This window comes from Streptomyces sp. A01 (genome assembly GCF_059026195.1).
This window is the reverse complement of sequence record NZ_JBWLKN010000015.1, coordinates 62,818-84,693: the sequence shown is the minus strand read 5'-3', so window position 1 is coordinate 84,693 and position 21,876 is coordinate 62,818. Positions and strand designations below refer to the sequence as shown.

At 70.1% G+C, this 21,876-nt stretch carries 18 protein-coding genes; 9 read left to right on the top strand and 9 right to left on the bottom strand.

Features of this window, described 5'->3' with window-relative positions; translation table 11 throughout:
- Positions 1 to 19 precede the first annotated feature (19 nt).
- The 4 genes from sp36 to AC5P1B_RS21225 all read left to right on the top strand — a co-directional run bounded on the left by sp36 (position 20) and on the right by AC5P1B_RS21225 (position 2,893).
- Complete coding sequence (gene sp36, locus AC5P1B_RS21240) at positions 20 to 181, top strand: Sp36 family protein (RefSeq protein ID WP_093601778.1); 162 nt, start codon at positions 20 to 22, stop codon at positions 179 to 181.
- Positions 178 to 645 (top strand): RidA family protein, encoded by a 468-nt coding sequence (locus AC5P1B_RS21235; RefSeq protein ID WP_493888902.1) that lies wholly within the window; start codon positions 178 to 180, stop codon positions 643 to 645. Before sp36 ends, AC5P1B_RS21235 begins: the two co-directional genes overlap by 4 nt.
- 413 nt (positions 646 to 1,058) lie before the next feature.
- Positions 1,059 to 2,066 (top strand): NUDIX hydrolase, encoded by a 1,008-nt coding sequence (locus AC5P1B_RS21230; RefSeq protein WP_493889003.1) that lies wholly within the window; start codon positions 1,059 to 1,061, stop codon positions 2,064 to 2,066.
- Positions 2,063 to 2,893, top strand: a complete 831-nt coding sequence (locus AC5P1B_RS21225; RefSeq protein WP_493888901.1) for an MBL fold metallo-hydrolase — start codon at positions 2,063 to 2,065, stop codon at positions 2,891 to 2,893. The genes AC5P1B_RS21230 and AC5P1B_RS21225 overlap by 4 nt, the downstream gene beginning before the upstream one ends.
- A 263-nt stretch (positions 2,894 to 3,156) precedes the next feature.
- On the opposite strand, the gene AC5P1B_RS21220 is transcribed toward AC5P1B_RS21225, so the two are convergent.
- Complete coding sequence (locus tag AC5P1B_RS21220) at positions 3,157 to 3,831, bottom strand: Crp/Fnr family transcriptional regulator (protein WP_389412860.1); 675 nt, start codon at positions 3,829 to 3,831, stop codon at positions 3,157 to 3,159.
- Positions 3,832 to 4,132: 301 nt separating this feature from the next.
- On the opposite strand from AC5P1B_RS21220, the gene nth reads away from it, so the two are divergent.
- The 3 genes from nth (at position 4,133) to AC5P1B_RS21205 (ending at position 7,194) form a co-directional block, all read left to right on the top strand.
- A complete protein-coding gene (nth, locus tag AC5P1B_RS21215; RefSeq protein WP_493888900.1) occupies positions 4,133 to 4,930 on the top strand; it encodes an endonuclease III in 798 nt (265 codons plus the stop codon).
- A 347-nt stretch (positions 4,931 to 5,277) separates the two neighbouring features.
- Positions 5,278 to 5,982, top strand: a complete 705-nt coding sequence (locus AC5P1B_RS21210; RefSeq protein WP_493889002.1) for an NUDIX hydrolase — start codon at positions 5,278 to 5,280, stop codon at positions 5,980 to 5,982.
- 12 nt (positions 5,983 to 5,994) lie between these two features.
- Positions 5,995 to 7,194 carry a MarP family serine protease gene (locus AC5P1B_RS21205; protein ID WP_493888899.1) on the top strand — a complete coding sequence of 400 codons (1,200 nt, stop codon included), beginning with the start codon at positions 5,995 to 5,997 and terminating at the stop codon, positions 7,192 to 7,194.
- Positions 7,195 to 7,774: 580 nt separating this feature from the next.
- Here the strand turns inward: AC5P1B_RS21205 and AC5P1B_RS21200 are convergent.
- The 6 genes from AC5P1B_RS21200 to AC5P1B_RS21175 all read right to left on the bottom strand — a co-directional run bounded on the left by AC5P1B_RS21200 (position 7,775) and on the right by AC5P1B_RS21175 (position 16,418).
- Positions 7,775 to 7,960: a hypothetical protein gene (locus AC5P1B_RS21200; RefSeq protein WP_493888898.1), complete on the bottom strand. Its 186-nt coding sequence runs from the start codon at positions 7,958 to 7,960 to the stop codon at positions 7,775 to 7,777.
- Between the two features lie 222 nt (positions 7,961 to 8,182).
- Entirely contained in the window at positions 8,183 to 9,118 is a 936-nt protein-coding gene (locus AC5P1B_RS21195; protein ID WP_493888897.1) for an alpha/beta fold hydrolase, read from the bottom strand.
- Positions 9,115 to 9,579, bottom strand: a complete 465-nt coding sequence (locus tag AC5P1B_RS21190; RefSeq protein WP_493888896.1) for a phage holin family protein — start codon at positions 9,577 to 9,579, stop codon at positions 9,115 to 9,117. Before AC5P1B_RS21190 ends, AC5P1B_RS21195 begins: the two co-directional genes overlap by 4 nt.
- A 101-nt stretch (positions 9,580 to 9,680) precedes the next feature.
- Positions 9,681 to 11,075, bottom strand: a complete 1,395-nt coding sequence (gene nhaA, locus AC5P1B_RS21185) for a Na+/H+ antiporter NhaA (protein WP_493888895.1) — start codon at positions 11,073 to 11,075, stop codon at positions 9,681 to 9,683.
- Between the two features lie 580 nt (positions 11,076 to 11,655).
- Entirely contained in the window at positions 11,656 to 13,617 is a 1,962-nt protein-coding gene (gene acs / locus AC5P1B_RS21180; protein WP_493888894.1) for an acetate--CoA ligase, read from the bottom strand.
- Between the two features lie 101 nt (positions 13,618 to 13,718).
- Positions 13,719 to 16,418 (bottom strand): SulP family inorganic anion transporter, encoded by a 2,700-nt coding sequence (locus AC5P1B_RS21175; RefSeq protein ID WP_493888893.1) that lies wholly within the window; start codon positions 16,416 to 16,418, stop codon positions 13,719 to 13,721.
- A gap of 483 nt (positions 16,419 to 16,901) precedes the next feature.
- Here AC5P1B_RS21175 and AC5P1B_RS21170 point away from each other — a divergent pair, with 483 nt between their 5' ends.
- Positions 16,902 to 18,239, top strand: coding sequence for a polysaccharide deacetylase family protein (locus AC5P1B_RS21170; protein ID WP_493888892.1), 1,338 nt, complete (start codon positions 16,902 to 16,904; stop codon positions 18,237 to 18,239).
- Here the strand turns inward: AC5P1B_RS21170 and AC5P1B_RS21165 are convergent.
- Positions 18,220 to 19,209, bottom strand: coding sequence for an ATP-binding protein (locus tag AC5P1B_RS21165; protein WP_493888891.1), 990 nt, complete (start codon positions 19,207 to 19,209; stop codon positions 18,220 to 18,222). The two genes, AC5P1B_RS21170 and AC5P1B_RS21165, sit on opposite strands and share 20 nt — an antisense overlap.
- A gap of 101 nt (positions 19,210 to 19,310) precedes the next feature.
- Between AC5P1B_RS21165 and AC5P1B_RS21160 the strand changes: the two genes are divergently transcribed.
- Positions 19,311 to 20,156, top strand: a complete 846-nt coding sequence (locus AC5P1B_RS21160) for a Fic family protein (RefSeq protein ID WP_493888890.1) — start codon at positions 19,311 to 19,313, stop codon at positions 20,154 to 20,156.
- Positions 20,157 to 20,597: 441 nt separating this feature from the next.
- On the opposite strand, the gene AC5P1B_RS21155 is transcribed toward AC5P1B_RS21160, so the two are convergent.
- Positions 20,598 to 21,467: an HAD family hydrolase gene (locus tag AC5P1B_RS21155; RefSeq protein WP_493888889.1), complete on the bottom strand. Its 870-nt coding sequence runs from the start codon at positions 21,465 to 21,467 to the stop codon at positions 20,598 to 20,600.
- Positions 21,468 to 21,876: the final 409 nt, after the last annotated feature.

Sequence of the window (21,876 nt, the reverse complement as noted above, 5' to 3'; positions counted from 1 at the left end):
AGGCATTACAGTCGGCACCATGACCAAGTGGGAATACGCGACCGTGCCGCTGCTCGTGCATGCGACTAAGCAGATCCTGGACACCTGGGGCGAGGACGGCTGGGAGCTCGTCCAGGTCGTACCGGGACCGAACAACCCTGAGCAGTTGGTGGCCTACCTCAAGCGGGAGAAGACAGCATGAGCGCTGTCGAGCAGAAGATCGCCGGGCTGGGTCTGACCCTGCCCGAGGTCGTCGCGCCGATCGCCGCGTATGTCCCGGCCGTCCGGACCGGCCCTTACGTCTACACGGCGGGCCAGCTTCCGATGGTCGAAGGGAAGCTGACGCTGACCGGCAAGGTCGGCGCCGAGGTCACCGCGGAAGAGGCCAAGGAGCTGGCCCGGATCTGCGCGCTCAACGCGCTCGCCGCCGTCAAGTCGCAGATCGGTGATCTGGACCGGGTCGCGCGCGTGGTGAAGGTCGTGGGTTTCGTCGCCTCGGCGACGGACTTCACCGGGCAGCCCGGTGTCATCAACGGCGCGAGCGAGCTGCTGCACGAGGTGCTCGGCGACGCGGGCGTGCACGCGCGTAGCGCTGTGGGGGTAACGGTGCTGCCGCTGGACGCGCCGGTCGAGATCGAGCTCCAGGTCGAGGTCGTCGACGCCTGACGCGACCACTGACACGGCACCGGGACCGGCGACCGCTGACACGGCACTCCTGAACCGGCTGAACCAGCTGAACCAGCGAGCGCTGACACGACGCTCGACTCGATGCCTGGTGAACGGATGGGGCGCCGCCGCTGGTGCGGCTGTGAGCTGCGCTGGCTCACGGCCGCTGCCCGGTGCGCGAGGCGGTGACGGGAGTACGGACGCCGGGGTGAGGGTGCATCCGGCCTTAACGGCTCCCTCTCGAACATCCGCGCACCAGCGCATAGCATCCGGCCATGTCCACTACGAATGGTCTGGGATCGTCCATGCCGAAGGCTAAGGCTAAGGCCAAGGCAGAGGCCAGGGCCGAGGCTGAGACCGAGGCCGGGGCCACGCAGGCTGCGGCCTGGTATCCGCCGGAGTGGCCGGAGCGCATCCGGGCGCTCGCGAGCGGTGAGCTCCAGCCCGCCGCTCCGCGCCAGGCGGCGACCGTGCTCCTGCTGCGGGACGCCGACACGGGCCCCGCCGTCTACATGCTGCGCCGACGCGCCTCCATGGCCTTCGCCGGAGGCGCGTACGCCTATCCGGGCGGGTCAGTGGACGTGCGTGACGAACAGCGCGACACCCGCTGGGCCGGTCCTTCCCGCGCGGACTGGGCAGCACGGCTGGGGACTGACGAGACGACGGCGCAGGCCATTGTGTGCGCGGCGGTCCGCGAGACCTTCGAAGAGGCCGGGGTGTTGCTGGCGGGGCCGAGCGCGGACACCGTCGTCGCCGACATCACCGGCGAGGACTGGGAGGCGGATCGCGCCGCGCTCGTCGCCCATGACCTGTCCTTCGCCGACTTCCTCGCCCGCCGCTCCCTGGTGCTCCGCTCGGATCTGCTGGCTGCCTGGGCGCGCTGGATCACCCCGGAGTTCGAGCCGCGCCGCTACGACACCTGGTTCTTCGTCGCCGCGCTCCCCGCTGGCCAGCGGACCAGGAACGCCTCGACGGAGGCGGACCGTACGGTCTGGATTCGGCCACGGGAGGCGGCCGCCGGTTACGACCGGGGCGAACTGCTGATGATGCCGCCGACCATCTCGACGCTGCGGCGTCTGGAGGCGTACGAGACGGCCGCCGAGGCGCTGGCCGCCGGGGCGAACCGCGATCTCACGCCTGTGCTCGCGCGGGCGGTACTGCGCGATGGCGAGATCGAGCTGAGCTGGCCGGGGCATGAGGAGTTCACCCGCCACGTCCCGACCGCCCCACCTGCTTCCTCGGCCTCTTCCCCCTCTACTGACTCTGGCGTCCCTGCTGGCGCTTCCGCCTCTCCTGACGCTCCGAACTCCGGTCCTCCTGCCGCCTTGGGTCGTGCAGAGCCCGCTGCACCCGCCTCAGGTGCCTCTGACGGCCCTGGCGCCCCTGTCCCGCCCTCTGCCTCTGACGGAGCCAGCGCATGACCTACGCAGCCGCACTCCCCGGCCAGCCGCGCGGTGGCGTCATCGGCGGCCCTGCCACCGAGCGGGCCGTGTGCGTTCTGGCCCCGAACCCCTCCGCCATGACGCTGGACGGCACCAACACCTGGATCATCGCCGAACCGGACTCCGACCTCGCCGTTGTCATCGACCCCGGCCCGTTGGACGACGGCCATCTCGCCAACGTCATCGCCACTGCCGAGCGTGCGGGCAAGCGCGTCGCGCTGACGCTGCTGACCCACGGCCACCCGGATCACGCGGAGGGAGCGGCGCGGTTCGCCGAGCTGACGCGTACGCACGTGAGGGCCCTGGACCCGGCGCTGCGGCTCGGCGACGAGGGGCTGGAGGCGGGCGACGTGGTCACCACCGGCGGCCTGGAGCTGCGGGTGGTCCCCACTCCGGGGCACACGGCGGACTCGCTGTCCTTCCATCTGCCGGCCGACGGCGCGGTGCTCACCGGGGACACGGTGCTCGGCCGGGGCACGACCATGGTCGCCCATCCTGACGGGCGGCTCGGTGACTACCTCGACTCGCTGCGGCGGCTGCGCTCGCTCGCGGTGGACGACGGCGTCAGTACGGTGCTGCCCGGGCACGGGCCGGTGCTCGCCGACGCGCGAGGAGCCATCGAGTACTACCTGGCGCACCGGGCCAACCGGCTCGCCCAGGTGGAGACGGCCGTCGAGAACGGTTTCCGGTCGGTCCCCGAGGTCGTCGCCCACGTCTACGCGAATGTGGACCGCTCGCTGTGGCCCGCCGCCGAGCTGTCCGTACGCGCCCAGCTCGCCTACCTCGGCGAGCACGGCCTGATCTGACCCACCGGCGCCGTCATGGCGCGCCGACGCCGCGATGACGCGCTGGAGGCGTGTCCGTGCGCGAGCGCACGGTAACGAGAGCGCGGTAAGGGGCACCCGCCATTGACGGGTGCCCCTTACCGCTTCTACTGCTTTTACTTCTTCACTTCTTGTGCTGTCTTGAACTGTCCCCGTCCCCGCGCCGCCACGGTGTACTCACGCGTGTGCGCGTCCGTGCGCGTGGGCTGCGTGGACAGGTGTCCGTGCCGCTGGCCGCCGCGCCGTCAGCGGCTGCGCTTCGCCAGCCGCTCGACGTCGAGCAGGATGACCGCGCGCGCCTCCAGGCGCAGCCAGCCGCGGCCTGCGAAGTCGGCGAGCGCCTTGTTGACGGTCTCGCGAGAGGCGCCGACCAACTGGGCCAGCTCCTCCTGTGTCAGGTCGTGCACGACGTGGATGCCCTCTTCCGACTGCACACCGAAGCGGCGTGACAGGTCGAGGAGTGCCCGGGCGACGCGGCCCGGAACGTCGGAGAAGACCAGGTCGGACATCTGGTCATTGGTCTTGCGCAAGCGGCGTGCGACGGCACGCAGCAGTGCGGTGGCCACTTCTGGCCGGGCGTTGAGCCAGGGCTGAAGATCGCCGTGACCCAGGCCGAGCAGCTTTACCTCTGTGAGGGCCGTAGCTGTAGCGGTGCGCGGTCCGGGGTCGAACAGCGACAGCTCGCCGATCAGCTCGCCGGGGCCGAGGACGGCCAGCATGTTCTCGCGGCCGTCGGGGGAGGTGCGGTGCAGCTTCACCTTGCCCTCCGTGACCACGTACAGGCGGTCGCCAGGGTCCCCTTCGTGGAAGAGCGCGTCACCCCGCGCGAGGGTGGCCTCCCCCATGGAGGCGCGCAGCTCAGCGGCCTGCTCGTCATCGAGCGCCGCGAAGAGCGGGGCGCGCCGCAGAACGTCGTCCACGAGATCTCTCCTTGTCGACATGCACAGGGGACCGTGGTCCCCATGATGCCGGACGGTAAAACAGTGCGATCAATCACAAGTTTGACGCACCGGCATCAAGGACCCTACGGCAGGGGTGCGATTGGGCAGTGGTTTTCTTGCGGTCGGGGCGGATGTCGGTGCCTGGCCTTACGCTGGCCGAGTGTCCAATACGCCGGTGAGAGCACAGGGCAAGGGGCCCGCGGGGCCCTCCGACGGAAGCAGGGGGAAGGCGGCCGGGTCCGGTAATTCCGCTGTGGGCGAACAGCCTCCTGCCGAGACCATGAAAGCCGCTAAGGGTAACAAACCGAACAAACCAGAGTCGCGGCTCGCGCTCGTCCGCCGCGCGCGGCGGATCAACCGAGAACTGGCCGAGGTGTACCCGTACGCGCACCCTGAGCTGGACTTCGAGGACCCGTTTCAGCTGCTGGTGGCGACGGTGCTGTCCGCCCAGACCACTGATCTGCGGGTGAATCAGACAACCCCGGCCCTGTTCACGGCCTATCCGACGCCGGAGGACATGGCCGCCGCCGACCCGGACGCACTGGAGCAGCTGATCCGCCCGACGGGCTTCTTCCGGGCCAAGGCGCGGTCGCTGCTGGGCCTGTCAGCCGCGATCCGCGACCGCTTCGGCGGCGAGGTGCCGGGGCGGCTTGAAGACCTGGTGAGTCTGCCGGGCGTAGGGCGCAAGACGGCGAATGTGGTGCTGGGGAATGCTTTCGGCGTGCCGGGGGTCACCGTGGACACACACTTCGGGCGGCTGGTGCGGCGCTGGAAGTGGACCGCGCAGGAAGACCCGGAGAAGGTCGAGGCCGAGGTCTGCGCGCTCTTCCCGAAGGGTGAGTGGACGATGCTCTCGCACCGGATCATCTTTCACGGCCGCCGGATCTGCCATGCGCGCAAGCCCGCGTGCGGCGCCTGCCCGATAGCTCCCCTTTGCCCGTCCTACGGCGAGGGAGAGACCGACCCCGAGAAGGCGCGGAAGCTGCTCAAGTACGAGATGGGTGGCCAGCCGGGTCAGCGGTTGCGACCTCCGGCTGGATTCCCCGGCCAGCCCGCTCCGCCGCTGGGGGCCGAGTGACGGGCACCTACGACGGCGGCAGCTCGCACGGCAGTGACGGTTCGTACAGCAGTGGCGGTTCGTACGGAACAGGACGCTCCTACGACCCGGGCGCCTCGTACGAAACGGCCGCCGCGAGCTCTCCAGGCGGCGCGGCAGGCTCCTACGGCGCGCGGCAGGGCCGCAGCGGAGACACCGACCGCAGTGACACCGACCGCAGTGACACCGACCGCGGTGACATCGAGCGCAGAGACAACGGCCGGGGTGATGGCGGGCGCGGTGATATCGGCCGCGGTGACGGCGGCCGGGGCGGTAGCAGTGGCGCGGGGGGCCCGCGGGGCCCGGCTGGCGCCCGCCACAGCGAGGTCATCGTCAGCGGGCGTGGACTGCCCGAGTGGCTGATGCCCGTAGCGCGCGCGGCGGAGACGATCGAGCCGCTCCAGCTCAGCCGCTTCCTGCCGCCGGCGAGCGGCGCCGGGCGGCAGTCGGCCGTGCTCGTGCTCTTCGGGGCCGGTGCGGACGGCGGGGACGGAGACGGCGCGGAGGGCGCGGCCGGGGCGGGTGCCGGGCCCGAGCTGCTGCTCATGGAGCGTGCGGGGACCTTGCGGTCGCATCCGGGCCAGCCGTCCTTCCCTGGTGGCGCGCTCGACCCCGAAGACGGCGATCCGGCCGGTGAGGGGCCGCTGCGCGCGGCGCTGCGTGAAGCCGAGGAAGAGACCGGGCTCGATCCGTCCGGCGTGCAGTTGTTCGCCGTACTGCCCCGGCTGTACATCCCGGTCAGCGAGTTCGTCGTGACGCCGGTCCTCGGCTGGTGGCGGCGGCCCAGCCCGGTCGCGCCGGTCGACTCGGCGGAAACCGCCCGGGTGTTCACCGTGCCGGTGGTGGAGCTGACGGACCCGGCCAACCGGGCCGTCGCCGTCCATCCGAGCGGTCACCAGGGACCGGCGTTCTTCGTCGGCGGCGCCCTCGTCTGGGGGTTCACCGCCGGGGTCATCGACCGCATCCTGCACTACGCCGGCTGGGAACGGCCGTGGGATCGTGATCGGCACGTCCCGCTCGACTGGCGTGCGTGAGACGGTGGCCCAGTGAACGTGCTGGACATTCTGCTGCTCCTCGCCGCCGTCTGGTTCGCGGTCGTCGGGTACCGCCAAGGCTTCGTTGTCGGCGTGCTGTCCGTCATCGGGTTCCTCGGCGGCGGCTTGGTCGCCGTGTATCTGCTGCCCGTGATCTGGGACCAGACGACCGACAACGCCACGCCGGGTTCGTTCGGCGCGGTCTCGGCAGTCGTGATCGTGATCGTCTGTGCCTCCATCGGGCAGGCGTGCACGACCCACCTCGGCAACAAGCTCCGCCGGTACATCACATGGTCTCCAGCACGCGCCATCGACGCCACGGGCGGCGCCCTCGTCAACGTGGTGGCGATGCTGCTCGTCGCCTGGCTGATCGGCTCCGCCATCGCCGGGACCTCGCTGCCCACCCTGGGCAAGGAGGTCCGTAACTCCAAGGTGCTGCTCGGTGTGGCCCGCGTGGTGCCGGAGCAAGCCAACACCTGGTTCGCCGACTTCAGCTCGGTCCTCTCGCAGAACCGTTTTCCACAGGTGTTCTCGCCGTTCGCCAACGAACCCATCACCGCGGTGCCTGCGCCCGATCCGAAGCTCGCCCGGAGCCCTGTGGCCGCCCGCGCGCAGAAGAGCATCGTGAAGGTCGTGGGCACCGCCCCTGGCTGCGGCAAGGTCCTCGAAGGCACCGGATTCGTCTTCTCGCCGCACCGGGTGATGACCAACGCCCATGTCGTCGGCGGCGTCGACGAGCCGACCGTCCAGATCGGTGGCGAAGGCAAGCTGTACGACGCTGAGGTCGTCCTCTACGACTGGAAGCGCGACATCGCCGTCCTCGACGTGCCCGCGCTGCGGGCGCCCGCGCTGACGTTCGCCGAGGGCGACGCGGGCAGTGGTGACGGCGCGATCGTCGCCGGTTTCCCGGAGAACGGCGACTTCGACGTGCGCGCCGCCCGCGTCCGCGGCCGCATCCAGGCAAACGGCCCCGACATCTACCACCGGGGCACCGTTCACCGCGACGTCTACTCGCTCTACACGACCGTGCGGCAGGGCAACTCAGGCGGCCCCCTGCTGACCCCGCAGGGCCGCGTCTACGGCGTTGTCTTCGCCCGCTCCCTCGATGACACGAAGACCGGATACGCGTTGACGGCGAGCGAAGTGCGCGAGGACATCACGAAGGGGCGCTCGGCCGACGAACAGGTGGACACAGAAGGCTGCGCCCTCTGAGCCCGTGCCCGGCACGGGCCCGGCTGAGAGGGCGCGAGGCGCACGCAGGCGGGCGCGCCCTTGGCCGGGCGCACGTCACAGGCCGGGCGCACGCCACACAGGGGTAGCACACAGCGGTAGCCGGGCCCGGGCAACCACGGGCGCGCTGGGCGCACACCATGCTCAGCAAGAGCCAGCCACTGGGCGCACGCCTCAGCGCCCGTGGACGTTCCGCGCGCCGGCGGTACGGATCACGGGCGCGGCACACGCGCCGGCACCCCACTCCACCCGTGTTCGGCGCACGCCAGCACACCGACGCGGCGCCCACCCGTTGCCCACGGAACGGACACCGGGCGTCGGGCACGGATGTGGCGCGTGGTGGTGCGTACGCCCGCACGCGGGCATGCCACACCGGCGCACACACCCGGCGCGCGACCGCAGGCACGCGCGGCGCAGCGCGCACCCTCGCGAGTGCGCCGCGCGCCGGGCATCCGAGCGCATCACGTGCCCCTCGTGCCCGCGCCACAGCGCGCGGCGTGCGCGCGTATGGCGGCGGGTGAGGGGAACGCTGTGATGGGTGAAGCGTTGCCTAGCGGCGGTGCTAGCGGCTGCGCGGATGGCGCAGCCGCGCCGACACCCATCGGGCGCGGCGGCGGATGATACGCGGAATGCCGATGCGGGGATCATGGCCCGGCGGATGTCCGGGACCGCCCCGATCGGAGACGGTTAGCGCGGCGTCGGGGCCGCGGTCGTTCGCTGCGTCACGGTAGTCGTGCGTCCAGCCCATACCCGGCACTCTGCCCGTGCCCCAAGGTCGGTAATCGCCCGGGGGTCCGTCAATTGGCCTATGCGAGGGGCAATTGGCAGTTCGTCGAACGTGTGCCTGAATCGACCCGCTGGTACGCGCCGCCGCTCGGCCGTTTCGCCCCGTACAGGCGTATCTCCGAGGGCTCCGGCCGCTCCCGAGCGGGCTTGTGCCGTCCTCGCATGTCGCGCGCGGCGACTGGTCTCACCGGTCGGGTTCGGGGTCCTTCAGCCAGTTGACGAGCTCCGCCGAGAAGGCGAGCGGGTCCTCCTCAGGAGGGAAGTGTCCCAGCCCGTCGAAGAGCCGCCAACGGTATGGCGCCTCGACGTACTCGCCGGACCCCGCCGCGCTGCGCACACGCGTCACCGGGTCGAGCGAGCCGTGCAGGTGCAAGGTGGGTACGCGCACCGGCCGCTTCATCCGTCGGTAGAACTGGACGCCGTCCGGTCGGGCGAGGGAGCGGATCATCCACCGGTAGGGCTCGATGGAGCAGTGCGCGGTCGAGGGAATGCTCATCGCCTGCTGGTAGATCTCAACCGAGGCGTCGTCCGGCTGGCGGGGCCCGGACCAGTTCCGCATCAGCCCTCCCACCAGGGCTCCGTCGTCAGCGACCAGCTGCCGCTCCGGCAGCCAGGGCCGCTGGAAGTTCCAGACGTGGCTGCTCGCCCGGCTCTGCTTGGCGTCGGTCAGCATGGCCGAACGCCAGCGGCGCGGATGCGGCATCGAGCACACGGCGAGCCGCCGTACGAGCTTCGGACGCATCACCGCCGCCGTCCACGCCAGGTAACCGCCCAGGTCATGGCCGACGAGCGCGGCATCCGGCTCGCCCAGCGAGCGGATCACGCCGGTGACGTCGAGGGCGAGGTTGGCGGGATCGTAGCCCCGGGGCGTGCGGTCGCTGCCGCCCACTCCGCGCAGGTCCATCGCGACCGCGCGGAAACCTGCCTCGGCGAGCCGCGGCAGCTGGTGCCGCCAGGCCCACCAGAACTGCGGAAAGCCATGCAGCAGGAGAACGAGTGGGCCGTCCCCCATCTCGGCGATATGGAACCTCGCGCCGTTCGCCGCGACATGCCGGTGTGTCCACGGGCCGTCGAGTCGTACGCCGGAGGAAAGCCGAGCGGGGGAATCGGGGGCCGTCATACAGACGAGCGTGTCACAACATGGGCGCCAGAGGGGGAGAGGCCGACCGACGCGCGCGGGTGCGGCTTCGCGTTGCCGAGTACGGCGGCGGTCTCCTTGGCCGAGGCGATGGACTTCTCCGGCGGCTTGACCTTCTTGAACTTCAGCAGGGCCATGGCGCCGAGCAGCAGCGCCACGAACCAGTAGATCCCGCCCACGATCAGGAAGCACCAGGCCAGACCAAGATCGGTCCACGCGTGGAAGCCGTACGCGAGGGCGAAGCTGAGCACCGGCAAGGAGAAGAGCAGCAGGACTCCGGCCACGATCGCGGCGGTGCTGCCGAACGCGACGCGCTTGGCGTCCTCCCGCAGTTCCGCCTTGGCCAGGGCGATCTCGTCGTGTACCAGTGCGGACAGTTCACTGGTGGCCGTGGCCACCAGTTGCCCGAGGCTGCGGTTTCCGCCGTCGTCGGCTGCGCTCATCGCCTATCTCCCTCGTCTTCTCTTCTGCCGGCCCGCTGCGGGCCGCGTACGGACGTGCTGCGGAGCTTCTTCGGGCTACTGCGGACCTGAAGCCTCTCAGATCATGCCGGACCCTCGCTGTCGGTGCCCTGGGAGGACGCCATTTCCGCAAGTCTGCGGTGCTCAGCGGCCTTCTTTTCATGGATCGCGGCCATTCGGAGGTGGTATTCCGGCTGGTCCATCTCGTAGATGTCCGGGATGCCGTCCTCGTCCTCGTCTCGCTCTTCCTCCTCGCACAGCCTCCTGTACTTGTCGTTGCGCAGCTTGAGCAGGACGGAAGCGCAGACCGCGGCGAGCAGCGAACCGATCAGCACCGCCGCCTTGACCTCATCGGCGAGTACGGGGTCTTCGGGGAAGGCGAGTTCACCGATGAGGAGGGACACGGTGAACCCGATGCCCGCGAGCGAGGCGACGGCCAGAACGTCCGCCCACGCCAGTTCCTCGTTCAGCTCGGCCTTGGTGAACCGGGCGGCGAGCCAGGAGCCGCAGAAGACCCCGACGGTCTTGCCGACGACGAGGCCGAGGACGACGCCGAGCGTCTCCGGCTTGGTGAACACGTCGGCGACCGCTTTGCCCGAGATGGAGACGCCGGCCGCGAAGAGGGCGAAGAGTGGCACGGCCAAGCCGGCCGACAGCGGGCGCACCCGGTGCTCGATGTGCTCGGCGGGGGAGTGCTCCTCGCCCTCTCGTACGGTGCAGCGCAGCATCAGCCCCATCGCAACACCGGCGACGGTGGCGTGCACCCCGCTGGCGTGCATGAGGGCCCAAATCACGAAGGCGAGGGGAACGTAGATGTACCAGCCGCGCACGCCCTTGCGGTGCAGCGTCCAGAACACGGCCAGGCCGACGACGGACAGGGCGAGTGCGCCGAAGTTGATGTCTGTCGTGAAGAAGACCGCGATGATCAGGATCGCGAAGAGGTCGTCGACGACGGCGAGGGTGAGCAGGAAGGCGCGCAGCGCGGCGGGCAGTGCGGTGCCGATGACGGCGAGCACGGCGAGGGCGAACGCGATGTCGGTGGCCGTGGGCACCGCCCATCCGTCGAGGCTGCCGCCGCCGGTCTGGGAGACGACGATGTAGACGAGGGCGGGTACGGCCATGCCGCATATCGCGGCGACCACCGGCAGTGCGGCTGCCTTGGGGTCACGCAGCTCGCCCGCGACGAGTTCGCGCTTCAATTCGATGCCGGCGACGAAGAAGAAGATGGTGAGCAGGCCGTCCTGCGCCCAGGCACCGACCGTCAGATTCAGGTGGAGCGAGCTGGGACCGAGGGAGTAGTTCCTGACGTCGTCGTACGTGCCGCTGAGCGGGGTGTTCGCGAAGATCAGTGCCGCGATGGCGGCGACGAGGAGGAGTACGCCGCCCACAGTCTCCGCGCGCAGCGCGTCCGCGACGTAGGTCCGCTCAGGGAGGGAGAGGCGTCCAAGAAATTTGCGGTTGTTGCTGGGCGCGGCCACGGTGAGTGGACCTCCTGAGAGCTGGCAGCGGATACACGTGTTCCGTATGCCGACCAGACTTCCCGGCGCGCCCTGTATTTTTATCGCCAATTTAACGCGACGGCACCTACCTTAACCGCAATGGCCGAGGGGCGCGCTCTGGCGTCCTGGGGCCATGCCTGCGGGCCACGCGGTTGTGCGCACTGCTGGGCTGGCCTTTTGTCGTCCTCGCTCAGAGGGAAGCATCACACTCTCCGTGGGCGGCAAGACCGACCGTGCTCCGCCGGGGGCGCCGACCGGGGCGCCGTCGGGGCGGGTCGCTGCGGCTGCTGCTGCGAGTGGTGGGCTGCGCGCACTGGCTGCGACCGGTGGATGGGGGCCGGTGGACCGCGGGCGGTGGACCGCGGGCGGGGGCGGGCCGCGGCCGCGGGCAGCATCGGCCGAGCCAGTGCCGGTGGTGGCTCGGCCATGATCTGTTCAGCGGCTGGTGGAGACCCGATCCGCCAAGCCGCACCCGCACCCCGCATCCGCACCCGTGCCGACGATGGCCCCCATGGGGGCGGCCTGCCCGCCGCTGGTCCAGCGGGCAGGCCGCTACTGCTCAGTCCTCGCTGGCGGCTCCCGGCAACTGCGACTGGATGAGGCCCATGACGGAGGAGTCGGTCAGCGTGGTGACGTCACCCAGGGCCCGGTTCTCGGCGACGTCGCGGAGCAGCCGCCGCATGATCTTCCCGGAACGGGTCTTGGGCAGCTCCGCCACCGGCAGGATGCGCTTGGGCTTGGCGATCGGGCCCAGAGCCTTGGCGACATGCGCCCGCAACTCGTCGACCAGGCCCTCGTCCTCTGTCGCGCTGCCGCGAAGGATCACAAAGGCGCAGATGGCCTGAGTGGTCTGCGGGTCGGTCGCCCCGACGACCGCGGCCTCGGCGACCTTGGGGTGGGAGACGAGCGCCGACTCCACCTCGGTCGTGGAGATGTTGTGGCCGGAGACGAGCATGACGTCGTCCACCCGGCCGAGCAGCCAGATGTCGCCGTCCTCGTCCTTCTTCGCTCCGTCGCCCGCGAAGTAGCGGTTGGCGAAGCGGGACCAGTAGGTGTCCAGGTAGCGCTGGTCGTCGCCCCAGATCGTACGGAGCATGGACGGCCACGGCTCGGTCAGGACCAGGTAGCCGCCGGAACCGTTCGGCACCTCGTTCCCGTCGTCATCGATCACCGTCGCGGCGATGCCGGGGAGCGGTACCTGCGCCGATCCCGGCTTGGTCGCGGTGACGCCCGGCAGCGGGCTGATCATCATGCCGCCGGTCTCCGTCTGCCACCAGGTGTCCACGACTGGCGTGCGGTCGGCGCCGATGTGCTTGCGGTACCACATCCAGGCCTCCGGGTTGATGGGCTCGCCCACCGATCCCAGGACGCGCAGCGACGACAGGTCGAACTTCGCCGGGATGTCGTCGCCCCACTTCATACAGGCGCGGATCGCGGTGGGGGCGGTGTAGAGGATCGTGACGCCGTACTTCTGGACGATCTCCCACCAGCGCCCCTGGTGCGGGGAGTCCGGCGTGCCCTCGTACAGCACCTGCGTCGCGCCGTTGGCGAGCGGCCCGTAGACGATGTACGAGTGACCGGTGACCCAGCCGACGTCCGCCGTGCACCAGTAGACGTCGGTCTCCGGCTTGAGGTCGAAGACGGCGTTGTGTGTGTACGCGACCTGCGTCAGATAGCCGCCGGTGGTGTGCAGGATGCCCTTGGGCTTACCTGTCGTGCCGGACGTGTAGAGGATGAACAGCGGGTGCTCCGCCTCGAACGCCTCCGGGGTGTGCTGGTCCGGCTGGCGGCCGACCACCTCGTGCCACCACAAGTCCCGGCCCTCGGTCCACGCCGTGTCCTGGCCGGTGCGCCGGACGACGACCACGCTGCGCACGTTCTCCGTGCCGGGGCGGGTCAGCGCCTCATCGACGGCGGGCTTGAGCGCGGACGGCTTGCCACGCCGGTAACCACCGTCCGCGGTGATGATGACCCGGGCGTCGGCGTCGTTGATCCGCGTCGCCAGCGCATCGGCTGAGAAGCCACCGAAGACGAGCGAGTGGGGCGCGCCGATGCGGGCGCAGGCCAGCATCGCGACGACCGCTTCGGGGATCATCGGCAGATAGATGGCCACCCGGTCACCAGCCGCTACTCCCAGCTCGGTCAGCGCGTTGGCGGCCTGTGAGACCTCCCGCTGGAGTTCGGCGTAGGTGATGGCGCGTGTGTCGCCGGGCTCACCTTCGAAGTGGAGGGCTACGCGGTCACCGAGCCCGTTCTCCACGTGCCGGTCGACGCAGTTGTACGCGACGTTCAGCTTGCCGTCGGCGAACCACTTCGCGAACGGTGGGTTCGACCAGTCCAGCGTCTCGGTCGGTGCGGTGTCCCAGCTCAGACGCCGGGCCTGATCGGCCCAGAAGCCCAGCCGATCAGCCTTCGCCTGCTCATATGCCTGTGCGGTGACGTTGGCGTTCGCTGCCAAGTCGGCGGGCGGCGCGAAACGCCGCTCTTCCCGAAGCAGGTTGGCGAGGCTTTCGTTGCTCACGACTTCTCCCATTCCCAGGGTGCCCGATGTGTCCCAGCTCATAGCTCATCAGCCTGTGGCACGCCCTGACAAGGGCTCTTGGCAAAGATTGGTTTAGACCTCTATCTGATGCTGTTCCGCAGGCGGCCTCCTGTCGGCTTCTGGACAGCGCGTTCGAGCACGCGGCGCGCTCCTGCCCATGCCTCACCACCCGCTCCCCACCGCGCGCCGGCCCCCCGGCCGCGACCGCCCCCCTGCCCGCTGTCGTCCGCCAACTGCTCAGCGCTGCCGACCCTGAGCGGGCGGGCGGGGCCGGGCTGAGCGTGGGGCTGGGTCGGCCCGACGGGACCCATCCGTGTGTGGGCGGGGGAAGTAGCGCTGACGTCTGGCCGCGCGGGGTCATAGGGCGGGCTCGTGACGTCGGCGTATGTTGCCGGCTCCGGCCGCGTGGAGCGGGGCTGTCCGGCCGGGCACGCCCGATCGGCACCCTTCGACCACCCTGCCGGGAGCGGCCGTCCCTCGCTTCCGGGCTGCCCCGTGTCGTCAGACCGCCGGTTGTCCGGGCATACGGCGTTCTCCGGCCCGACAGCGGAGAACACTCCCGAGGCTGTGTCCAGGACGTAGGCCTGAGCCTCCCCCACATGGAAGTACATGCCGTGCAGCGTGAGGGCGCCTTCGGCTACTCGCCGCGCCACGCACGCGTGTGCCATCAAGTGCTCAAGCTGCTGCCGCACATTGATCAGCGCCAGTCGCTCCACATCATCGGCCACTGGCCTGCAGCTCAGCGTGGCCTCGCTACCGCCCTCCCTGTCTGCCCGCAGCTTGTCCCGCTCCATGCGGTCCAGGCTCGGACGGCCGTGCCGCAGCCACCGGGACAGCGAGGTGTCGGTGGCGGGCTCCCGCGCGGCACCCAGCAACGCCTGCATCGCGCCGCACCCGGAGTGCCCGCAGACGGTGAGCGAGCTGACCTTCAGCACCTCCACCGCGTACTCGATCGCGGCGGCCACCGAGTCGCAGGAGGCTTCGCTGCCTGGCGGTGGCGTCAGATTCCCGACATTGCGCACGGTGAAGAGATCGCCCGGGCCACTTGAGGTGATCATGCTCGTCACCAGCCGGGAGTCCGCACAGGTCAGGAAGAGCTGGCTGGGCCGCTGCCCCTCGCGCGCCAGGCGGGCCAGCTCCTCCCGGACCATCGGGGCGGTGTGCCGCTGGAAGGCGCTGACCCCGCCGAGCAGCTGGCTGCCACGCGGCTCGCCCGGCTGCACCGCCTCGGCCGGCCGGGTGCAGTGGTGGTTACGCCACGGGGTCCACGGGCGGCAGGCGTGGGCATGGGCGTGAGCACTGGCCGGTTCGGCGAGCAGGCGGCCCGCGCGGCCGCCGAGCGTGACCCATCCGCCGCCAGCCCGGTAACCGTGCGCCCAGGACTGCAACGCGTCGTACGCGGCGTGGTCCATGAACGAGCCGCCCAGCTCGACGACCACGCTGCTGCGAGGCGGCAGTTGGGACAGCGCCCGGGTCAGCCGGGGCACGGCGAGGAATGTCAGCTGGCCGTTGACCCGCACCCGGTGGCAGTCGGCTTCGCCGCTCACCGTGATCCGCGTGTGGGTGAGGCGGCGCAGTGCGATGACGACGGCGACGGCGCCTCCAACGGCCACTCCTTGCAGTACCCCGAAGGCGACGACCGCGCCCAACGTCGCCGCGTACACGGGGAATTCGCGGTGCCGCCGTACGTGCTTGATGTGCGCGAAGTTCACCATCTGCACCCCTACCATCATCACGAGCGCGGCGAGTGCGGCGAGTGGGATCAGCTCCAGCACTCCGGCGAGCAGTCCGGCGCACAGCAGCACCCACGCTCCGTGCAGTACGGTCGAACGCCGTCCCGCTGCCCCGGCCTTGACGTTCGCCGAGCCGCGCATGGCGCCACCGGCGATGGGCAGCCCGCCGAGGATGCCCGAGGCCACGTTCGCCGCGCCCTGCCCGGTGAGCTCCCGGTCGAGCTTGGTCGGTGTGGCCCGCGAGCCGGGCTGGGCCGCCTGCATGCGGTCGACGGCGACCGCGGACAGCAGGGACTCCATGCTGGCCACCAGAGTCACGGTGAGGACGGCGGCGATCACCCCGAGAACCGGCCCGTCCGGCGCGGTCGGCAGGGCTTGGAGCCGCAAGGCGGGCAGCTCGACCCGGGGCAGTGAGAGACCGGCGCTCACTGCGGTCGCGGTGGCCACAGCGGCGAGCGGCGCGGGGATGGCGCGCGCCAGCTGCCCAGCCCGCCCTGGCATCCGGGGCCAGGCCAGGAGGACGGCGACGGTGAGAGTACCCACCAGCAGGGCTGTGGCATGGGGGCGAGCCAGGTCGGCGGGCAGCGCCGTCAGGTTGCCGATGGCCGAGCTGCCAGGTCTGTCACCAAGGACCACGCGCAGTTGGCCGATGGCGATGACGACGCCGATGCCTGCCAGCATCCCGTGCACGATGGCCGGGCTGACGGCGAGCGCGGCACGGGCCACCCGGAGCCCGCCCAGGGCGAGTTGGGCGAGCCCGGCGAGCACGGTGATGGCGCAGGTGGCGCGCCAGCCGTAGCGCTGGACCAGGTCGGCGGTGACGACGACGAGACCGGTGGCGGCGCCGCTGACCTGGAGGGGCGCGCCGCCGAGCAGCCCCGCCACGATTCCGCCGACCGCGGCGGCGACCAGACCGGCTTGCAGCGGCGCGCCAGTCGCCAGGGCCAGGCCGAGGGACAGCGGGATGGCGATGAGGAAGATGACGATCGAGGCGGAGAGATCTCGGCGCCAGGTGGCTCGGTCGGTCTGATTCCAGTGCTGCAACATTCCCGTCTCCTCCGGGGCTGCGCGGTCGCGAACAGGGACGCGGCCGTGGGTCACGGCGTACTGCGGTGGGCTGCTGGGGCTGGGCGGGCCCCTGGCATGGCGTACAGCGGTAGTGGGCGTCGTCGGGCCGGGGCGGTGTGGGCGCGGTGGTCGGCGGACGTGGGTGTGGGGGATGGCCGACAGGGGTGTGGTGGCCATGGGGGCACGGTGGGGACTCGGCCAGGCAGGTGTGGCAGATGAAGGGGCGAGTCCGCCTGCGGCGTAACGGTAAGTGTTCGGGTCGTCACTCCACGCTTCGGTAAACGAATCGTAATGCCAGGTAAAGGCGCAGAGAAGGACCTTCGGGCATCCGCGCCATTCATTCCATCTATCGAGTGACTGTTCGTTTGAACTGCCTCGTCATTACTTACCTATTTACTGACCCATGTGGCTTTTGTCCGCGATCGGCCGGCACGCACGGGTCAGGAAACGAGGTACGTGCAGATGGAGTCCATATCCAGGACGACAGCAGGGATCGTCCTGACTGTCGTCATCGCCGGTGTGGCGGGCTGTTCGGGCGGCTCAGGAGAGTCGGACACGGGCGCCGAGGAGAAGGGCCAGTCGGTGCCGAAGTCGGCCAAGCACGGCGCTAAGGTCCTGCGGCTCATAGGCGACGGGTCGACCGCTGACACCGGCGCTCAGCCCCACCAGCCGGTCCCCAGAGCCCTGCGGCCGGGCGATCGGCCGCCGCAGTTCGTCGTCTTCTCCTGGGACGGCGCCGGCGAGGACAGCCAGCGGCTCTTCTCCCACTTCCGCAAGGTCGGCAAGCGGCACGACGCGACGATGACGTACTTCCTCAGCGGGGTCTACATGCTCCCCGGCGCGAAGAAGGACGTCTACCGCCCGCCCCGGCACGCCGCCGGCGCCTCAGACATCGGGTTCAACGACGTCAAGGGCATCAAGGCCACCGTGGCGCAGCTCGCGGGGGCGTGGTGGGACGGCAACGAGATAGGCACGCACTTCAACGGCCACTTCTGCGGTCCCGACAGAGGCGTGGGCACCTGGTCGGTGAAGGACTGGCGGAGTGAGATACGCCAGGCAGAGAAGCTCGTGAGGAAGTGGAAGACCAACAGCGGCCTGCGCGATGAGGCTCCCCTGCCGTTCGACTACAGCGAGGAACTCGTCGGCGGCCGGGCCCCCTGTCTGGAGGGCCAGCGCAACCTCATACCCGCCGCCCGCTCCATGGGCTTCCGGTATGACGCCAGCGCCTCGGGCGGCCGTCAGGTCTGGCCGGGCAAGAAGGGCGGCATCTGGGACCTCCCGCTCCAGGAGGTGCCGGTGCCGGGACGCGACTTCGAGACGCTGTCGATGGACTACAACTTCCTGGTCAACCAGTCCGGTACGACGAAGGGCGCCCGCTCGAAACACGATGCGTGGGGCGACCAGATGCGCAAGGGGCTGCTGAAGGCCTTCAAACGCGCCTACAAGGGCAACCGCGCGCCGCTGTTCATCGGCAACCACTTCGAATCATGGAACGGCGGAACATACATGCGCGCCGTCGAGGAGACGATCAAGTCGGTCTGCCCGCGCGAGGGCGTGCGCTGCGTGTCCTTCAAGCAACTCGTCGACTGGCTGGACGAGCAGGACCCGAAGGTCCTCGCCAAGCTGCGGAAACTGGACGTGGGCGAGCGGCCGAAGGGCGGCTGGGCGTCCTACCTCGGAACCCAGTCCGCCGCTTCAGGGCCCTCCGGCAAGGGCAAGCAGGCCCCGGCGGAGCGGTCCGCCAAGAAGAAGCCGCCCGCTCCGGAAGCCGCAGGGCCGCTCAGGCCGGCTGCCGAATAGCCTCCGCCTGCTCCCCTAGAACGAACGCGGGGTCCACCTGGGCCGCCAGGTCCGCGCCGGTGCGCTCGTTCCCCCAGCTCTCCGCGTTCTTCAGGTGGAAATGGACCATCTGGCGGGTGTAGCGCCCCCAGTCGCGTCGTTCGTACGCGGCGTCGGCGGTCTCCTGCAGGGTGCGCAGCGCCCGCCGGTTTGGCTCCTCCAGCGTCTCGAAGCGGGGCGGTCGGCCTTTCTCCATCGCACGGACCCAGTCCGAGTGGCCGACCGTGACCAGCAGGTCGTCGCCGACCTCGTCGCGCAGGAAGGCGAGGTCGTCCGGCCCCTGCACCTTGTTGCCCACGACGCGCAGCGCCACGTCGAAGTCCCGGGCGTACTCCTTGTACTGGCGGTATACGGCGATCCCCTTCCGCGTCGGCTCGGCCACGAGGAACGTCATGTCGAAGCGGGTGAACATGCCTGATGCGAAGGAGTCACTGCCCGCCGTCATGTCGACGACGACGAACTCCTCGCGCCCGTCGATGAGATGGTTCAGGCACAGTTCCACGGCGCCGACCTTGGAGTGATAGCAGGCCACGCCCAGGTCGGACTCGGTGAACGGTCCCGTCGCCATCAGCCGCACCTCGCCGTCGTCCAGGCGGACGCTGCGGGCGCACGCCTCGAAGACCGGGTTGTCGTCGCCGACGCGCAGCAGGCGAGAGCCTTCGCCGGGAGGCGTTGTCTTGATCATGGTTTCGGCGGAGGCGATGCGCGGGTTGGCGCCGCGCAGATAGTCCTTGATCAGCGGCAGTTGGGCACCCATGGCGGGCAGCGCGTCGTGCTCGTCTTCGCTGAGGCCGAGTGCGGCGCCCAGGTGCTGGTTGATGTCGGCGTCGATGGCGACGACTGTGGCGCGAGAGGCGGCGAGGTGGCGGATGAAGAGTGAGGACAGCGTCGTCTTGCCGCTGCCGCCCTTCCCTACGAAAGCGATCTTCATGTTCACCTAGCCTAGGTGAGCGACCGGTAAGAAAGGCGGTCATGGGTGAAGAAGACCACTCCAACGAGGGGTTCGGACAACGAGTGCGTAGGGTCGTACCCATGAGTAGTACGACAGCTGATCCGCTCGCCGCTCTGGCCGACCTGCCCGGCGTGGCCGACTCCGTCAACGCTGTACGGAAGGCCGTGGACCGGGCCTATGGCCACCGGGTCATGCGCCGCCGCAGCCAGGAGGTCACCTCCGAGGCGGCGCTGCGCGGCGCGCGTGGCTCGGCCGCGCTCTCCGGCGCCGACTGGGCGCTGGAGGAAGTACGCCGCCGTACGGACTTCGGCACCGAAGGCGAGCCGCGCACGGTGGGCGCCGCGCTGCGGCTGACCGCCGAGGCGGGGCAGCTGCTCAGCGTGTGGCGGCAGTCCCCGCTACGAGTCCTGGCGAGGCTGCATCTCGTGGCCTCGGGAGGTGCTCCGGAGGGTCAGGCCGCGAGCACCGGGCCGGATGTGGTGGGGCGGCCACGGCTGGCGGGTGAGACGGTCGATGAGCCGCTGATCGAACTGCCGCTGCCCGACGCGGACGAGGTCGCGGGGCGGCTGGACGGCCTGGCCCGGCTGATCCTCGCGGACAGCAAGGCCCCGGCGCTGGTGACGGCGGCCGTGGTGCACGGGGAACTGCTGGCACTGCGGCCCTTCGGCTCGCACAACGGGCTCGTCGCACGCGCCGCCGAACGTATCGTGCTCGTCGGCAGCGGGCTCGACCCGAAGTCGATCTGCCCGGCCGAGGTAGGCCACGCCGAACTGGGGCGCGCCGCGTACGCCGGGGCGCTGGAGGGCTACACCTCCGGAACGCCGGATGGCGTAGCCGCGTGGATCGCGCACTGCGGCCGGGCAGTCGAGCTGGGTGCGCGGGAGACCACGGCGGTTTGCGAGGCGCTGCAGCGCGGAGCCGCCTGAGCCCGCGCGCGGTCGCCCGAGCTGCCCGTCTGTGCGCCCGTCCACGGCTGGTGGCGGCGGGGGCATAGGCGGCGCGGGGACGGGGGCCGTGCGCGAGGCGGCTGCCTTGGAGGGCGGTCGCGGGCGGCGCCGGGCGGCGCAAGTGGCGGGCGGCCGGACAGGGTTGCGGCGGCACCAGATGGAGATTGGTACCGCCGCTGGCACATCCGCTTGGTTACCATGCGTGCTCGATGTATGCCCATCAGGTCAGGAATCTTCGCCTGAGTCCTGGTGCGGCTGGCCCGTAATCGACGGGTCGGCGTCGCGTGGGTGCCTAGCTTCTGTGCTCGGTCCGTGGGCCTTGATTCGTCGGGGAGATCCTCCCGGATGTCCCTGGTCTCGCGGGCCGTTAACTCCTTTCTACTCCTGTCCGGGGGCAAGTGGAACCCCCGATGCGGATATTTACGTTTGACTGCAAACTCGGACATACCGCAAAGCGGAGACGGCGCCGGAGGAGGTCTGCCTGGGCATGCGGCGGCTCGCGTACCAGACGAGGCCCGCGGTGGCGGCTGCGGCGCTGACCGCGGCGGCTACCGCGAGGACCGGGCGGGGCGGCATGGACAGCGTAGGGAGCCGCTGCTTCAGCCTGACCGGCCGGTTGAAGCTGAGGACCGGCCAGTCGCGGCTGATCGCCTCGCGGCGCAGCGCGCGGTCCGGGTTGACCGCGTGCGGATGGCCGACCGACTCCAGCATGGGGATGTCCGTCGCCGAGTCGCTGTACGCGTAGCACCGTGCCAGGTCGTACCCCTCCGACATGGCCAACTTGGCGATGGCCTCAGCCTTGGTGGGGCCATAGGCGTAGTACTCCACTTCGCCCGTGAAGCGGCCGTCGTCGACGACCATGCGAGTGGCGATCACCCGGTCCGCGCCGAGGAGCGCGCCGATGGGCTCGACGACCTCCGCTCCCGACGTGCTGACGATCACGACATCGCGACCGGCTATGTGGTGCTCTTCAATGAGGGAGGCGGCCTCGTCGTAGATGATCGGGTCAATCAGGTCATGCAGAGTCTCGGCCACGATCTCTCGCACCTGTTGTACGTTCCAGCCACGGCAGAGCGCGGAAAGGTATTCCCGCATCCGCTCCATCTGGTCGTGGTCCGCGCCTCCTGCGAGGAACACGAACTGGGCATACGCGGTGCGTAGTACGGCGCGGCGGTTGATCAGACCGCCCTGGTAGAAGGACTTGCTGAACGTGAGAGTGCTCGACTTCGCAATGACCGTCTTGTCCAGGTCAAAGAAGGCGGCTGTGCGCGGCAAGGAGTGGTTTTCCACAAGGCGAGCATAGGGCCCACCATTCGGCGTAAGCTGAGGCGCGTGGGTTTGCCTGAGAAGGCTCTCGGGTACACCATGGAAGTCACGGATCGTTCGCGACCGTGCTAACCCGGTCCGACTCCTCCCCCCCCGAGTCGGCCGTGGGGACGACCCCCGCTCTCCCCCCCGGCGGGGGTCGTCGCATGTCCGGATGCCTTTTGGCACTTGATCCGTGATCACCTTCTCTCCCTCGGAACCCGCTCGGCGTGCTTTCGTTACGAGCCTCCCATGTAACCGTGAGTAATCGCTAGGGTGCGCTCCGGAAGTCGCTGGTATAGGTGACGGGGATATTCACAACTCATGAGTTGTCCACAGTTTTGGACCAAGATCCCCGAGATTTTCCGGATCGCTGCACGGTGGATTCCCGCGA

Bases quoted from the DNA above. Each gene is read 5' to 3' on its own strand.
- sp36 (WP_093601778.1), top strand. From the start codon at position 20: ATGACCAAGTGGGAATACGCGACCGTGCCGCTGCTCGTGCATGCGACT.
- AC5P1B_RS21235 (WP_493888902.1), top strand. From the start codon at position 178: ATGAGCGCTGTCGAGCAGAAGATCGCCGGGCTGGGTCTGACCCTGCCC.
- AC5P1B_RS21225 (WP_493888901.1), top strand. From the start codon at position 2,063: ATGACCTACGCAGCCGCACTCCCCGGCCAGCCGCGCGGTGGCGTCATC.
- nth (WP_493888900.1), top strand. From the start codon at position 4,133: ATGAAAGCCGCTAAGGGTAACAAACCGAACAAACCAGAGTCGCGGCTC.
- AC5P1B_RS21200 (WP_493888898.1), bottom strand. From the start codon at position 7,960: ATGGGCTGGACGCACGACTACCGTGACGCAGCGAACGACCGCGGCCCC.
- AC5P1B_RS21195 (WP_493888897.1), bottom strand. From the start codon at position 9,118: ATGACGGCCCCCGATTCCCCCGCTCGGCTTTCCTCCGGCGTACGACTC.
- AC5P1B_RS21190 (WP_493888896.1), bottom strand. From the start codon at position 9,579: ATGAGCGCAGCCGACGACGGCGGAAACCGCAGCCTCGGGCAACTGGTG.
- AC5P1B_RS21175 (WP_493888893.1), bottom strand. From the start codon at position 16,418: ATGTTGCAGCACTGGAATCAGACCGACCGAGCCACCTGGCGCCGAGAT.
- AC5P1B_RS21170 (WP_493888892.1), top strand. From the start codon at position 16,902: ATGGAGTCCATATCCAGGACGACAGCAGGGATCGTCCTGACTGTCGTC.
- AC5P1B_RS21165 (WP_493888891.1), bottom strand. From the start codon at position 19,209: ATGAAGATCGCTTTCGTAGGGAAGGGCGGCAGCGGCAAGACGACGCTG.
- AC5P1B_RS21160 (WP_493888890.1), top strand. From the start codon at position 19,311: ATGAGTAGTACGACAGCTGATCCGCTCGCCGCTCTGGCCGACCTGCCC.